At 59.4% G+C, this 13,966-nt stretch carries 14 protein-coding genes and 2 pseudogenes; 4 read left to right on the forward strand and 12 right to left on the reverse strand.

What is annotated here, in order from left to right:
- Positions 1–660: 660 nt before the first annotated feature.
- Positions 661–918: pseudogene (locus CIT26_RS29330) on the forward strand (hypothetical protein).
- Positions 919–934: 16 nt separating this feature from the next.
- Here the strand turns inward: CIT26_RS29330 and CIT26_RS38005 are convergent.
- From CIT26_RS38005 to CIT26_RS36145, 6 genes are all read right to left on the reverse strand, one after another.
- Positions 935–1,243, reverse strand: a complete 309-nt coding sequence (locus CIT26_RS38005) for a DUF2285 domain-containing protein (RefSeq protein WP_245319602.1) — start codon at positions 1,241–1,243, stop codon at positions 935–937.
- Positions 1,135–1,743 carry a transcriptional regulator domain-containing protein gene (locus tag CIT26_RS38930; protein ID WP_425350385.1) on the reverse strand — a complete coding sequence of 203 codons (609 nt, stop codon included), beginning with the start codon at positions 1,741–1,743 and terminating at the stop codon, positions 1,135–1,137. The genes CIT26_RS38005 and CIT26_RS38930 overlap by 109 nt, the downstream gene beginning before the upstream one ends.
- A 619-nt stretch (positions 1,744–2,362) precedes the next feature.
- The gene (locus CIT26_RS29345) at positions 2,363–2,599 is read right to left on the reverse strand and encodes a hypothetical protein (RefSeq protein WP_095495813.1); all 237 of its coding nucleotides are present in this window, start codon (positions 2,597–2,599) and stop codon (positions 2,363–2,365) included.
- A gap of 205 nt (positions 2,600–2,804) precedes the next feature.
- Positions 2,805–4,073, reverse strand: coding sequence for a CaiB/BaiF CoA transferase family protein (locus CIT26_RS29350; RefSeq protein ID WP_095495814.1), 1,269 nt, complete (start codon positions 4,071–4,073; stop codon positions 2,805–2,807).
- A gap of 255 nt (positions 4,074–4,328) precedes the next feature.
- Complete coding sequence (locus CIT26_RS29355; RefSeq protein ID WP_095495815.1) at positions 4,329–5,459, reverse strand: CaiB/BaiF CoA transferase family protein; 1,131 nt, start codon at positions 5,457–5,459, stop codon at positions 4,329–4,331.
- 154 nt (positions 5,460–5,613) lie between these two features.
- The gene (locus CIT26_RS36145; RefSeq protein ID WP_143747935.1) at positions 5,614–5,889 is read right to left on the reverse strand and encodes a hypothetical protein; all 276 of its coding nucleotides are present in this window, start codon (positions 5,887–5,889) and stop codon (positions 5,614–5,616) included.
- Positions 5,890–6,399: 510 nt separating this feature from the next.
- Between CIT26_RS36145 and CIT26_RS29360 the strand changes: the two genes are divergently transcribed.
- Both CIT26_RS29360 and CIT26_RS29365 read left to right on the forward strand, forming a co-directional pair.
- Positions 6,400–8,487 carry a prolyl oligopeptidase family serine peptidase gene (locus CIT26_RS29360; RefSeq protein ID WP_095495816.1) on the forward strand — a complete coding sequence of 696 codons (2,088 nt, stop codon included), beginning with the start codon at positions 6,400–6,402 and terminating at the stop codon, positions 8,485–8,487.
- Positions 8,488–8,665: 178 nt separating this feature from the next.
- Positions 8,666–9,361 (forward strand): OmpW/AlkL family protein, encoded by a 696-nt coding sequence (locus CIT26_RS29365; RefSeq protein WP_095495817.1) that lies wholly within the window; start codon positions 8,666–8,668, stop codon positions 9,359–9,361.
- A gap of 675 nt (positions 9,362–10,036) precedes the next feature.
- Here the strand turns inward: CIT26_RS29365 and CIT26_RS29375 are convergent.
- On the reverse strand, positions 10,037–10,255 hold the full coding sequence (locus CIT26_RS29375; protein ID WP_023830737.1) for a helix-turn-helix domain-containing protein: 219 nt from the start codon (positions 10,253–10,255) through the stop codon (positions 10,037–10,039).
- Between the two features lie 146 nt (positions 10,256–10,401).
- On the opposite strand from CIT26_RS29375, the gene CIT26_RS29380 reads away from it, so the two are divergent.
- Positions 10,402–10,653 carry a DUF2285 domain-containing protein gene (locus tag CIT26_RS29380; RefSeq protein ID WP_031194854.1) on the forward strand — a complete coding sequence of 84 codons (252 nt, stop codon included), beginning with the start codon at positions 10,402–10,404 and terminating at the stop codon, positions 10,651–10,653.
- Here the strand turns inward: CIT26_RS29380 and CIT26_RS29385 are convergent.
- The 5 genes and pseudogenes from CIT26_RS29385 to CIT26_RS29410 form a co-directional block, all read right to left on the reverse strand.
- Positions 10,629–11,195, reverse strand: a complete 567-nt coding sequence (locus CIT26_RS29385; RefSeq protein ID WP_245319603.1) for a DUF2285 domain-containing protein — start codon at positions 11,193–11,195, stop codon at positions 10,629–10,631. The genes CIT26_RS29380 and CIT26_RS29385 overlap by 25 nt on opposite strands.
- 52 nt (positions 11,196–11,247) lie before the next feature.
- Positions 11,248–11,484 carry a transcriptional regulator domain-containing protein gene (locus tag CIT26_RS36830; protein WP_167391570.1) on the reverse strand — a complete coding sequence of 79 codons (237 nt, stop codon included), beginning with the start codon at positions 11,482–11,484 and terminating at the stop codon, positions 11,248–11,250.
- A 38-nt stretch (positions 11,485–11,522) separates the two neighbouring features.
- A complete protein-coding gene (locus CIT26_RS29395; RefSeq protein WP_095495822.1) occupies positions 11,523–12,155 on the reverse strand; it encodes an acyl-homoserine-lactone synthase in 633 nt (210 codons plus the stop codon).
- A gap of 92 nt (positions 12,156–12,247) precedes the next feature.
- Positions 12,248–12,966: pseudogene (locus CIT26_RS38935) on the reverse strand (LuxR family transcriptional regulator).
- A gap of 489 nt (positions 12,967–13,455) precedes the next feature.
- Positions 13,456–13,953, reverse strand: coding sequence for a Mov34/MPN/PAD-1 family protein (locus CIT26_RS29410; RefSeq protein WP_167391571.1), 498 nt, complete (start codon positions 13,951–13,953; stop codon positions 13,456–13,458).
- Positions 13,954–13,966: the final 13 nt, after the last annotated feature.

Below are 13,966 nucleotides of genomic sequence, written 5' to 3' on the forward strand. Positions count from 1 at the left end.
GCACGCTGATCAGCCCGGCCCCCATGCCGGAGAGCGCGGCGACCAAGCCGTCAGCTACACCACTCCCTGGGACACGATCTCAGCCGGACATTGCCGCCGCGCGACTTGAACTTCTGAACGCCAGGGCACATACACCCTGAAACCGGATGCCCGGCAGGAGACTGAGCTCACTGCCGGGCCGGGTACGCCTTGGGAGGTGGCGTAAGTCAGCGGTTCTTCGGGGCCATGAGACGACTTCTCCTCAGTCCGAACGCCTTTTGCCGCAAGCGTTGCATGTACCGTGCCAAGGCAAAAAAGCATTTAAAAACAACTGATGGATCAGATTCTGTTACGTATCCGACATTGTCGGGTATCGGACAACGCTGAACGTGGCTGAATGGTGCGTGCTTTCCCGCAGGGTTTGTGTCCGCTATTCCTTGAGACAGCGCCGGGCAACCGGGACCTGCTGCACGCCAGGCACACCGTTCGACGCTGGCCTCATGCGCCAGCGCCTCCTGTGATAGCCTCTTTGTCTGTCGATGCTGTCGCAGATTACGGGCAAAGACTTCTCGAATCTCCATACATGAGAGGCCAGCTCCTTGTAGAGCATCTCGCCACGCGAGCATTTTCGACAAACGGGCGTGGTGGAAGCTCAGTCTAAAATGGTGAAGGCAAGAACCAATGCACGTAACTGGGACGCCGCGTGTCGTCGACGACGTACCCTGGGCAGAGAGCCTCACGGCCTACGACAGGTAGCATTTCACGATCTATCTGAGGATCCTGGACGCCTGCGCCGACAGCGAAGAGGAAATGGCCGATCTTATTCTCGGCATCGTCCCAGCAGTTGAACCGGTCCGCGCCCGCAAGGCGCTTCGCAGCCATATCGACCGGGCGAACTGGATGGCGACGACCGGCTACAAGGAATTGTTCGCCGGCTGACGCACAGCGCGGACTGTCACTTTTCAAACAGGAAATCTCTATACCCGCCATTCATGAGCGCGCGGCCACGAGAGACGGCGCGGCGGATACGGTCGCGCAGGTGATCGCGAGGATCCCTCCAGTCGGCGTGGACGCGCCGTTGACCGATCAGAGCTTCAGCGAGCTCACGATGTGACGCTCCGGCGAGCGATCCGTCGAGCGCACGAAGAACGAAGGTCAATCGGGGGCCGCGTTTTTCCGGCGGAAACAAGCGGGCGGGCAGCTGTTGACCCAGACTAAGAGCGTTGAGGCACTCGAGCGCCCACAAGCGATGCTTCGAAAGCATCGCGGGCCGCCTCGGCCCGCAGGTGAACTGGCTGAAGGATGTCCGCGCCCGAGACGGCGAGCTGAAGGCTGCGCTCCGCATGGCGAAGAAGAACGTGCTGGCTCTTGTCCGGCGCCAGCACGACCGTCGCACGACATGGCAATGCCGCGAGCTCGAACGGCGATGTCGTCGAGGATGCAGACAGCTGTTCCGCAATGGCCGGCAGCACATGGACGCACCGGTGCGGACACCAGAACATGGCCGCACTGCGCCCGTAAGACTCGGCGAAACAGAACGCCCCAGCGCGACAGGTCGCCGGCCCACGCGATCACGTCGAGAAAGGATTCGCGAGACAGAGCATTGGCCTGCTGGCGCGCAGCGAGAAGATCACGCTGGAATGCCGGATTGCGGCGCAAGAACTCCCAGGCCCAGCCGCGCAGCGTCAGACGAGCGGTGTAATCGTATGAACTTTCATCCTGCCACTCAGCCTGATCAGCGCCAGTCACAAGAACTGTAGGCATGGCTGTGCTCCCCTGCCCCGAGGCCGTCCAAGGTCATGGCCACTTGGCGAAGCGCCGGCGCCGAAAGAACCGGACCGTCAATGCCACCGTTTCGTCGAACCGTGTGCCATTGGCACTGTCGAGGACAGGAGACGCACGAAACGGCAACCCGACCGTCGAAACCGCGCAGCAGCAACCAGCGCGGCCTGAGCGGGTCAAAGGAATCGATTTCCTAGCGGCTATCGGCTCCTGCGCCCCGTTCCAGACGTCCCTTGAAGGCTCGATAGAGCGGACGGTGGATTGCACGCCCTTCGTCGGCAAAGTTGTCGTAGAGTCGGGCGCAATAGGGTGGGTCATTAAATGCCTCCTCGGGGGAATTCCCCGCTATTGGAGACGAACCTTCACGCTATGGCATCCTGTGCAGTTGCACAGGTGAAGCCGACTTATCAGTGAACCGAAAAAGCGAAACCGGCGAGACGCGCAATGGCCTGTTTGGTGATGCTCGCCGAGCTTTCTCTGCGGCCGATATCGAGATGGAGCACGGCCGTGCGCTGCTTGAACCTGGGATGCAGCCGATTTCCCAGGCCGACTTGCCCCGCACTGCCCATTGCAGGCAGCGTCAGCGAGACACCACGACCATTCACTGGCAGGAGAGTTTGCGGCAATCGGAAATATCAAGACAGGTTGCGAGGACCTGAAGACCTTGTTCGTAGCGGTCCGCGCCCGGAAACGCTGGAGTGCGCTCTTCGGCGGCAAAGGTCATGGCGGCAACACTGATGATCGGGATTCTCACACCACAGCAGGTGCCAAACTGCGCGCCTTTCTTGGAAAACCTTCTGACGGGCGGATCTCCATGGAATAGGATCCGCCACAGCATGCACGCGAGAAATCCGCCTCTCCTGGATGCCTTCCGTGAACTGCTCCCCATTTCGACCGGATAGTCGGCGTAAGCAGAAAGGCTCAAGCTCAGGCCTGAGGACAGGCTTATGTCCAACGAATACGGCTTCCATGATGCGTGTCGTCGCTGTCATCCAGGATCGGTATCGACCGCAAATGTGTTGTTTGCATATCGGTTTGAATCGCTATGTGCGATTCCCCGGTCTTCCGGAGACACGAACTGCGCCGCTAGCAATCAGCGCATCAATGCGATCTCGATTGATTCCAGTCTCGCGCAGAACCTCCACTGAATGCTCGCCGAGATCGGGGGCAGGCCGATCGAAAACGAGCGCAGAGCCTGAAAGCTTCAGCGGCTCCACGGCAACGCGATAGCGGCCGCCGTAGCTGTGTTCGACCTCGCGGACCAGTTGGCCAGCCACATCGGGATCCGCCAGCGCCTGATCAATGCTGCGTACAGGGGCAAGCAGGATACCTGTGGGTGCAAGGCGCGTAAGCGCATCATCGCTCGTCAGCTGACGCAGACGACCTGACAGGATACCGGCGATCTGGTCCCGGTTTGTCCAAGCGCCCTTCCCCTCCAGCAGCGGTATGATCTGCTTACTGAGGCCCAACGCGGCGGCAAGATCGGGGAGGGATGCGGGGTGAGCCACCAGGGCAATCGCGCCGTCCAAGGTGGAATAGATGCCGTAAGGCGCCGGCTGGTGACTGTGGCTAATGCCATTTCGCCCTCGACTTGCCCGCTCCTGTGCGTTCAGCGCATAGCAAGATTCCGACGCCAGCAAGTGAAGTGCGCACGACATCATATCCACACGCACCCACTGACCAAGCCCTGTCTGATCGCGCTGGCGCAACGCCGCCTGAACGCCGATGACTGCTTGTGACGCCGTGTAGGTATCAACAATGTAGGCACCGGCAGGAACGGGCGGGCCATCGGCTGCCCCACCCAGGCTGGCGATGCCTGACAGGGCTTGAATGATCAAATCCAGTGCCGGCTTGTTTCGGCTTGGGCCTGCCGGATCATAAGCAGCTATCGAGCAATAGATTATTCCAGGATGCTCCGCGAGAACCGCCGAACTGCCTATACCCATCCGCTCCAAGACCCCGGGTCGGAAATTTTCCAGAATGACATCCGCCCGGGAGATCATCTCGCGGATGACCGCTTGCGCCTCAGGCCTTTTCAGATCAATGGACAGTGAACGCTGGTTGCGATTCATGCCGAGGAAATAGGGACTGGGTGCGTCCGGATCGGCCGTCGGTTCCTTGATCCCAGTACGCTGATAATCGCCGGCCGGAGCCTCAATCTTGACGACTTCCGCCCCAAGCGAACCAAGATACTGCGCTGCGATTGGTCCTGCCGCATAGTGCGTGAATGCCAAGACGCGAATACCCTTCAGTGGACGCACCTGTTCGTCCTCCTGCGGGCGGGCGTTCGCTCCTATAGAAGTATTTTGCATTTGAGTGCCTCCGTTCGCCTGTTCCTTGCCGGTTTATAGTTGCGGTTGTTTGTCGAGATGTGCTCGCAGACTCCACCGACTCGCGCCCGTCCCGAACCCAGGCGGCAAACGCGGCGCACGCGTCAGCGCCAGCGCGGCACCAGCATGTCGCCGCGATATGGACCAGCGTGCATGGAATGCCTATGGCCGAGCCGTCGGGGAACTGCTCAAGACGCGGGCACTCCGAGGAATACAAGAGAAGCAGCCAGCGGCTGATCAATTCGGGCGGTGGAGTCGGGTCCCGCTGGATTCGCAACGAGACAAGATTTCCTGAGTGTGCTCGCCGAGCTCAGGCGCAGGAAGCCGAATTCCGGTTTTGTAACAGTCGAATTGCAGCGGCTGCTTCACGTGCCATTCGCCGCCGTCCTCTGGGCTAAGCCGGACAAATAGGTCTCGTGCGCGCAACTGCGGATCTGTTGCGACTTCATTTAGGTGAAGCACTTCGCCCCAAGGAATTTCGATCGTACTGAAAATATCTGCCCACGCCTCTCGTGTTTCCTTGGCGATAGCGGCAGCAAGTTGCGCGCGATAGTCAGAAGCGTATTGCACCCGGTCCTGATGGCTTGCGGAGGCCAGTTGTGCCAGACCAGTCGCCCGGCACAAAGCCTGCCAGTAGTGATCTTCCTGCACGATGCTGAGCGTAATGAGCTTGTTATCTGCGCAAGCGAACGTCCCATTGGCGGGTTCGTCCGTGTATACCTCTGCCATTGGTCTTCCGTTTAGGCTCGCATAGAGATACGGCGTCATCCATGACACCAGACTATCGGTCATAGCCAGATCGATGTAGCAGCCGTGTCCGGTTCGCTCCCGCGCCAGTAGAGCCGAAACGACACCCAGTGCTGCCAGGGTACCCGAGGCGAGATCGGCAAGGGGCAATTGAAACTGTGTCTCGGGGTGTCCGGTTCGACCCTGCTGAAATAGAACCCCGGCCAACCCTTGGCAGGAGAGGTCGTGGGCTGGGCGCCTGCGGTAAGGGCCATTCTGACCGAAGCCAGTCAATGAGAGATATATCAAACGGCGATTTACTGGACTGAGTTCCTCGTAACTCAATCCGAGTTTTTTCATTACGTCCGGCCTATAGCCTTCGATGAGAACGTCTGCAGTTTTACTCAACTCAAATAAGGATTCCTGACCGGCTGCTGACTTGAGATCAAGGACGACACTTCGCTTGTTGCGGCTCAACGAGGAAAAAAGGCTTTTCTGCTTTCGAGCCGGATCACCTCCGTTTGGCCTTTCGATAAGAGTGACATCTGCGCCTAGATCTGCAAGTAGCAAGGTGGCATAAGGGCCAGGGTATTGTTCCGCCAGGCTGAGTATCCTCACTCCTTCGAGTGGTGATGCGGTCACTAGAACCTCCTGCCAATTTTTTCCAAATGTTGAACACCGCGTTTGTGACGCACCGCTATTACGATGGAGGTTACCCTATTCGATGTTGCAACAGTGATAAGAGTTCGTTAAACATCGTAACTCTGCGATCAACAACGATTGTCTTCTGGTCCATTCACGTATGCACGTATGGAAGGTCGATGGTGAGATCTTGTGTCTCCCAGCCACCTATGTGTTCGACAGGGCTATTGCCATTACGGCTGGCCGACACGATCGCCAAGGCCAAAGCACTTCTTAGTCCCCGTCCCAATTCAACATGGGGCTCAAGATGCTCGGCAAGCGCCCCGTAAAGGACGCGCAGGGCGGCGGCTCTACCGCTCTGCACGATGCCGAGGTGAGCCTGGCCAGCAAGAGCCATCGCAAGCTGCCCATTGCCCTTGCGCCGCTTCACCGTGGAGCGCCAGGGATCGATCGCGCCTCATGTCCATGATGTGCCTGGACACTCCTGCCCTGGCGGTGTGTAGATCATATGCGCAGCCGGTCTTCGTCGCTCAGATCGTCCGCCAACAAATCGGTATCTGCCGATCGAAGCCGGATACGGGATGCATTGCAGCAGATGGTCCCAACCAACTTCGGTGTGAGCTTCACTGCTGGAGTTTGCAGGGTCTCCTGCGAGCTCACACACGAGGTCGATCAGGCGCTTACCCGTGCAGTCATTGTCGGATCTATGACAATGTCGGACATGAGACACAGCGCGATCAGAGCGATCGCATTGTTCTGAAACGATTTTCCTGGTTGGCACGACACATGCAGTCCTATGCGCAAACGCACTGCCGCGCCGCACCAACTAGAAGAACTCATCCATGATCACGCTCGCCGAGCCTGCGGCCGTCGCCGCAAACACTGAGCTTTCCCGAGCGGACGGAAGCCTTTGCGCTTTCATTCTTCAGGTTGTCCGGACATGACTGCATTCGATTTCCGTCCAACTCTGAATGCTCCCGACGATGATCCCTATCTTTGGCTTGAAGATATAGAAGGCGAACGGGCACTTGACTGGACCGCCAGCCAGTCGGCCAGGACACTGGGGCACTTCGGTGGAACGCAATTCGAGCGCGACCGCGCGGCCCTGACAGCGATTTTCGACCGTCCCGACAAGATTCCCCCGATCAGGCGCCGCGGTCAGTACCTCTACAATTTCTGGCAAGATGCCCGTAATCCGCGCGGACTGTGGCGCCGGACCACCCTTGCCGCCTACATGAAGGCGTATCCCCAATGGGAGGTACTGCTCGATCTGGACGCCCTCGCCGTTAGCGACGGAGAGGACTGGATCTGGGGCGGCGCGTCGATCGAGCCGGAGAGACGGGAAAGAGCCGTTCTGCGCCTGTCGCGCGGCGGCAGCGATGCGGTCGTGCATCGCGAATTCGATCTGGGGTCTCTGAGCTTTGTCGCCGACGGTTTCAATCTCCCGGAGGCCAAGGGCGGCATTGAATGGCTCGACCCTGACACGCTTCTGCTTTCCAGTGCGCTTGGTGATGGCATGGCCACCCGCTCCGGCTACGCGCGCACCGTTCGGTTGTGGAAGCGTGGCGCGGATCCGCTCACCGCAGCGGTAATCTTCGAGGCCGATTCCGAATCCCTCGGCGTATCTGGTCATTTGGACCGCACCGCCGGGAGCGAGCGCCTTTGGTTCATCGAGACGCCGGCCTTCTTCGAAATGATAGGTCATATCGGCGACAGGAGCGGGCCGAAGATGCAGATCGACCTTCCGCGGGACGCCCGGTGGAATGGATTCGGCGACTGGCTCGCGGTAAGGCCGCGCAAGCCCTGGACTGTGGGAGGGACGACCCATGCCGCCGACGCGCTGATCGGCATCTCGCTTTCCTCTTTCATCGCCGGCGAGCGCGTTTTTAGCACGCTGTTTGAACCAGGCGACAGGCGCGCCCTGCAGTCATGCTTCTGGAAGAACGGGAAGCTCATCATCTCCTACCTCGTCAACCTCGTTCCGCGTTTCGAGCTGTTCATACCTGGCCGCCAGGAGTGGACGCGCCAAGCCCTGGACACCATGCCCGCCGAAGGGACTGTTCACCTCTGGCCGCTCAATCAGGAACGTCTCGACACCAATGGAGAGATCCTCGTTTCGGCTCAGGACCCGATCACGCCGCCGCAGCTTTTTCTGTTCGACCTCAATGCCGCGCCACCTCTCGGCGCCCCAGTGATCCTGAAGCGCAGTCCGGAGGATTTCGACGCATCCGGACTGGTGGTTACGCGCCACGAGGCAGTCTCGATTGATGGTGAGATGATCCCCTATACGCAGGTCGGCCCAGCGAACGGGAACGGGGATGCACCGGTTTACCTCACCGCCTACGGCGGGTTCGGCATATCGCTCCTGCCCTACTACAACTCCTCGCTCGGCAAGCTGTGGCTCGAACGCGGCGGCACGTGCGTGGTGGCGAACATCCGGGGCGGCGGCGAGTTCGGCAGCCGTTGGCACGACGCCGGGCGCAGACAGGGCAAACGTCTCGCCCATGACGATTTCGCCGCCGTTGCCGCCGACCTCGTGCGAAGGGGCATTACACGGCCGAGGCGGATTGCCGCCGAGGGCGCCTCAAATGGCGGCCTCCTGATCGCCAATATGCTTACCCGCTATCCTGAGCGTTTCGGCGCGCTGTTCTGCACAATTCCGCTTATCGACATGCGCCGCTACACCAAGCTTTTGGGCACAGCCGGGATTGACGAATATGGCGATCCCGACAAGCCGGAGGATTGGACTTTCCTCAAGGAAATCTCCGCCTATCACGCCGCGACGCCGGGACAGCCCTATCCGCCGATCCTGCTCGCCACCACAAAGCGGGACGACCGAGTCCACCCGGGCCACGCGCGTAAGATGGCCGCAAAGCTGCAGGCTCTTGGCTATCCCGCTTACTTCTATGAGCCCAGCGCGGGCGGGCACAGCTACGGCAAGGACAATCGCGAGAGAGCCGCATTCATTGCCCTTGGCAACAATTTCCTTCGCAGTGCCATCGGCTGGCAAGACGATCGCGTTCGATAGGTAGGCGCAACCCAGACAAAGGCAACGTTTCACGAAGTCAGCACAGATCGATTATTGCGGGAACGCGCAAACACAGTCTCAGGTAAGAGGAGCATTGGCATCCGCAATCTCAAGTAATTCTAGCAGTATTCGTAATAGTACATCGCATCATTTCTGAAGATAAAGGAGAGAGAATATCATGGCGACAAAGCGAATGGGCGTGGCGCGGGGAGTAACAGCGGCCGTCGTCCTCATCGTGGTAGGACAGCAGGCCGTCGCGGCGGAGCTTGCGCAAGCCGCAAGCGTCCCGCAGGCAGGAGCCTCGGTCACCGAAGCGCCAAGCCCCTGGCAGATCCGCCTGCGTGGGTTGGGGGTCATCACTAAGGATTCGGGCTACGTCAATGCGGTGCCCGGCTCCGGTCTTTCCTATTCGAACACGGTGATCCCGGAGCTCGATATCTCCTATTTCTTCACGGACAACATCGCCGCCGAACTCGTACTCGGCACCACCTATGCCAACATCTACGGCCAAGGAACGATCGGCGGGTTGGGCAACATCGGCAAGGTTTGGCTGCTGCCGCCCACGCTCACATTGCAGTATCATTTTACCGATTTCGGCGCCTTCAAGCCCTATGTCGGTGGCGGCGTAAACTACACGATCTTCTATAACCAGGGTGTCGGCAGCGCCGATGCTCTCAAGGTTAAGAACACGTTCGGCGCCGCGCTGCAGGTCGGGTTCGACTACATGGTGGATCAGCACTGGGGCGTCAACTTCGACGTGAAGAAGCTCTTCCTGAAACCAGACTTCGACGTCACTGTGGACGGTGCGAAGCTGACGGGGAAGGCCGCGCTCGATCCCTGGTTGATAGGCGCAGGTGTCACCTACCGCTTCTGATAACGAAAGGCGAACGCGGCCTGCTTGATAGCCGATCTGAAAATGAAGGGCGCCTCGTGCGCCCTTTTTTTGCCGTCGGCCCTACACAGGCGACCCAGATCATTCGAGGAGGCGGCCTTGTTGCCCGTGGGCGAAGAAGTGTCCGAAATCGGAGGAACGTTCTGATCAATTTTATCGATGACCATCCGACACATAGCAGCCGATCGTGGGGCCACACTTGAGTAAGCCGTTGTCGAGGGGGCGGCTTCCCCGCTTCCACCGGACCACGAAGAGTCCCCTGATCAACGGGGCCTCGACTAAGGCCTAAAGTGCTTAGACTCACCTTGGAGCAGGATGGCTTTGCCGTTGCTGATGGAATGCTCCGGATAGCACTCCTTGCCGACATCATTTCCCCGGACGTCATGTCTGAGCTTGTGCGCCTGTTGGATCATTATGGGCTTACTACAGCTGGCCTGCCACGGAACTTTATCCGGTGGCGATTACAGCCTCGGTCGTTTTAATTGCCATGGGTTGGGCTCTTTGTTGCTCCCGCTGCAAGCATATGGCTGAGGACTGCCTGAGCTTGCCGAAGAAAAGCCGGCTCGGTTCGCGATCACCCGGTGCGCGTCGTCAGGCGCGCGAGCGCCGTCAAGAGCCGGCCGAAGTTCCCGCTTCGGCAGAAGCCGATCGCGAATGCTATACCTTGCGCGGTGGTTTTATTAGCTCGCAGGGGTCAACACTGAATGCCTCCGCAAGTCGTCCGAGCACGCTGACGCTTGCGGAGACGCGGGCACGCTCGATCGAGCCCACATAGCGCATGCTAAGGTCCGCGCGTGCAGCCAACTCTTCCTGCGTCAGATCTTGTTCATGGCGCAAGCGACGCATGTTGATCGCCATGACCTCTTTGAGATCCACAGCGAGATAGGCGCTGAAAAGGAATTATCGTTCTAGGAATGATCGTTCCTATTCTTTATAGTTTGGCCTGTCGGAGAAGATGCTCAGCCGGGCCGCAACCGGCCGACCGCCACCATCTACTCACATCAAACAGGCAAAGAGCGCAAATGAAGCCAAACATCATGGACGAAGTCCCCTGGTCGGAAAGCCTCACGAGCTACGACAGGGAGCATTTCACCATTTACCTACGGATCCTGGACGCCTGCGCCGACAATGCCAGCGTAGAAGAGATGGCCGATCTCATTCTTGGCATCGACCCGGCTCTTGAGCCGGTACGGGCTCGCAAGGTTTTTCGCAGTCATCTCGACCGTGCGAACTGGATGGTGACGACCGGCTACAAGGAAATTTTCGCCGGCTGACGCACAGCGCGGACTGCGATGCTTTTTCCGACGTAGAAGTCTCGATAGCCACCATTCATGAGCGCGTGGCCACGGGTGACGGCGCGGCGGATGCGGTCGCGCAGGTGATCGCGAGGATCCCTCCAGTCGGCATGGACGCGGCCTTGACCGATCAGCGCTTCAGCGATTTCGCGATGTGACGCTCCGGCGAGCGATCCGTCGAGCGCACGAAGCACGAAGGTCAATCGGGGGCCGCGTTTGTCGGGCGGAAACAAGCGTGTGGGCATTTGTCCGTGCGCACAGAGGGCATTGAGACACTCGAGTGCCCACAGGCGATGCTTCGAAAGTGCTGCCGGCCAGATCGCCTCGGCGCGCAGGTAAACAGGCCGCAGGATGTCCGCACCCGAGACAGCGAGCTGGAGACTGCGATGCGCATTGCGAAGAAGAACATGCTGGCTCTTGTCGGGCATCAGCAGGACTGTCGCACGACATGCCAACGCCGCCAGGTCGAAAGGCGACGTCGCCGACAATGTGGACAGCTGTTCCGCAATGATCGGCAACACATGTGCGCACCGGCGCGGACACCAGAACACGGCCGCACTGCGCCCATAAGCCTCAGCGAAACAAAACACCCCAGCGCGACAGGTCGCCGGCCGACGCGATCACCTCGACGGGGGCGCTACGCGACAAATTGTTGGCCCGTTGGAGCGCAGCGAGCAGATCCCGCTGGAATGCCGGGTTACGTCTTAAAAACTCCCAGGCCCAGCCCCGCACCGTTAAATGAGCGGTGTAATCGTACGATCTTTCGTCCCACCAGTCTGGCGTAACGTCTGTCGCAACAGATGCGGGCATGACGGTACTCCCCTGCCCGCCCCCGTTGTGTGGAAAGATCATGCCACCCGCCGAAGCACCGGCGACCATAGCACCGGACCGCCAATGCCGCCGTTTTGTCGAACCACCTGCAATATTTCTTTCGACACTTCGAGATAGCCGGCCAGCGCGCGGGTGACGCCGATCGTTTGCGGCTCGCCGATTCGCTCAAGCGGCCAGCCGGCGCGGCGAAGGATGCGCTCCAAACGCAAATCGGTGACTGTCACGATGCGGCTGAGCTGGCGCGACAGGCCGAACTCGATCATGCCGGCGAAGAGTTCGTAGGTACCGAGAGCAATACCTCCCGCCCCCTTCGGTGCGGACGAAGCAATGTCGAGCGCGAAACGGCTGCTTTCCCAGATGCGCGAGTCCTCGGGCGCGGTCTTGCCCTCCAACAGCATCGGAAACGTGTCGCGAAGCATTGTCGGGCCTGTAGAGGGCAAAAGGCGCACGCAACCAGCGACTCGAGCGCCGAAACTATGGAGCAGCAGGTAGTGAGGTCTCAGCGCGTCAAAGGTATCAATCTCATACCCGCCATTCACTCCCACGTTCCAGTCGAGACGTTCCTTGAAGACGCGGTAGCGCAGGCGATGCATTGCATGCAGTTCGTCGGCAAAATCATCGTAGCAGTCGGGCGCAATCAGCTGGATCATCGAAGGCCTCCTCGCCGGGATATCTCCCCGCTATTGGAGGCGAATCTTCACGATCTGGCAGCCTGTGCAGTTGCGCAGGTCAGCCTGACTTGTCATTGAAGCGAAAAACCTGAACGGGCGAGACGCGTAATCGCCTGTCTGGTGGTCGTCAATCCAAGCTTTCGGCGAGCGTTGCCCAGATGAAACGCGGCTGTGTGCCGCGTGATCCCAAGGATACAGCCGATATCGCGGGCCGACTTGCCCTTCGCGGACCATTGCAAGCATTCGTATTCGCGCGGCGTCAGCGACACACCATCCACCATTCGATGGCCCGAAAGCCTGCTGCGAACGAACATATGAAAACTGGTCGCGATGAACGGGAGACCTTGTTCTAGCGTTCCTCGACTCGGAAAAATGCAGTATCGGGCTTGTCAGCGGCAAAGGTCATCGCCGCAAAATTCCCTCGGAGATCTATAATCGGGATCGTCACGCCGCAGCAGATGCCGAACTGCGCCGCTTCTTCGAAAACCTGGGCCCCTGAAGCCTCGCTGCCCTTCAGATCGGATCCCCATCGAAACGGGCATCCACCACAGCGTGCACGCACAATGACCGGGTCGACACTCTGGTACCGGTTTTCAAGATAGCGCGATGTCCAGTGCGCCGGATAGTTCGAGATCAGCGTGGGCTTGCCATCAGACCGCATTGGCAAGGATAGGTAGGCAAAAGCGAGTAGATCGAGTTCCGAAGCTACATCGGCCAGGGCACCGCGAAGATCGGCCTCATCGATGCTTTCCGACAGCCGTTCCAAAAATCTCTCGAAGACAGCTTGCACGTCTCTCGCCCCTACCTTGAACTCACCCCCGATCCACACGCTGCGAAGCGCTGCTACGGCGCATACCGCCGGGCAGACAGCGGGAAGACAAGCGGCCTAACTCGCCGGGAATGCAGCACGTCATAAAATCAGACCCAACGCCGCGAAGTCGGCACGATGTCGCGCTAACCTTCTGCCTGCTCGAACAAGGACGCTTCGAGACATTTGCCAGCAGCGCAATGCCGGCGGACGACTTGGGCCTGTTCATACGGAACCCGCGATCTCCCCGCCGGGACGGCGTTGTGGCGACCTTGGTCAAACGGCTGAGACCGGAGCAAGAAATCTCGTTGGGAAACGTTGAGGCGTCCGACCCGGACTTCTCACGTTCGCGCCCGATGTGAGTGTGATCCCGATAATCTGGCCACGATGACACTGCCCCAGATCGTAGTGCATGAAATTGATTTTGCCCTCATTCTGTGTGCCCGAATGCTGAAACGGTCGGAATTTTGATTAAAGCTTCGCGATTTCCTCGCCTGTTTCGGAAGCGCGACTCGAGTAGGCTAAGATGGTCGGCTCTCTCTCGTCCAATACTTCAAACAGAAATAACTTGGTCCGGAATTGGCAGAGCCATGGATGCAAGAACCATTCATGTGGTTTGCCGCACATGAGGACCATGAGGGGCTTCTGATTACGCGCTGCCGGTGTCCTGATGATCGTCTTCAGGCATGCTCGATCCGTCCAACTCAGGCGGTTCGAAACGGCATCCGGGTGTGTGTGCCAGTCCCCAAGATACGTGTCCAACCTCCCGGAACGTTCATAGTGCTTCGCGATCTCCGCCTGCTGCCAGCTTTGATCAGGGAGAAAGCTGCTTCGCTCATGAGATGCTTGGGGCCCGGCCGGTATCATTGCTGTTACGACGGCAACGTTGCTTTCGGCCCAGTACCCCATGAAGGTCCCACCCGTTTCCCGATCATACCAAAGGTCGGCATCGGTCTGCATGTCCTGCATGATCGCTCGAGGC

It is taken from the genome of Mesorhizobium temperatum, assembly GCF_002284575.1.
Lineage (GTDB): Bacteria > Pseudomonadota > Alphaproteobacteria > Rhizobiales > Rhizobiaceae > Mesorhizobium > Mesorhizobium temperatum.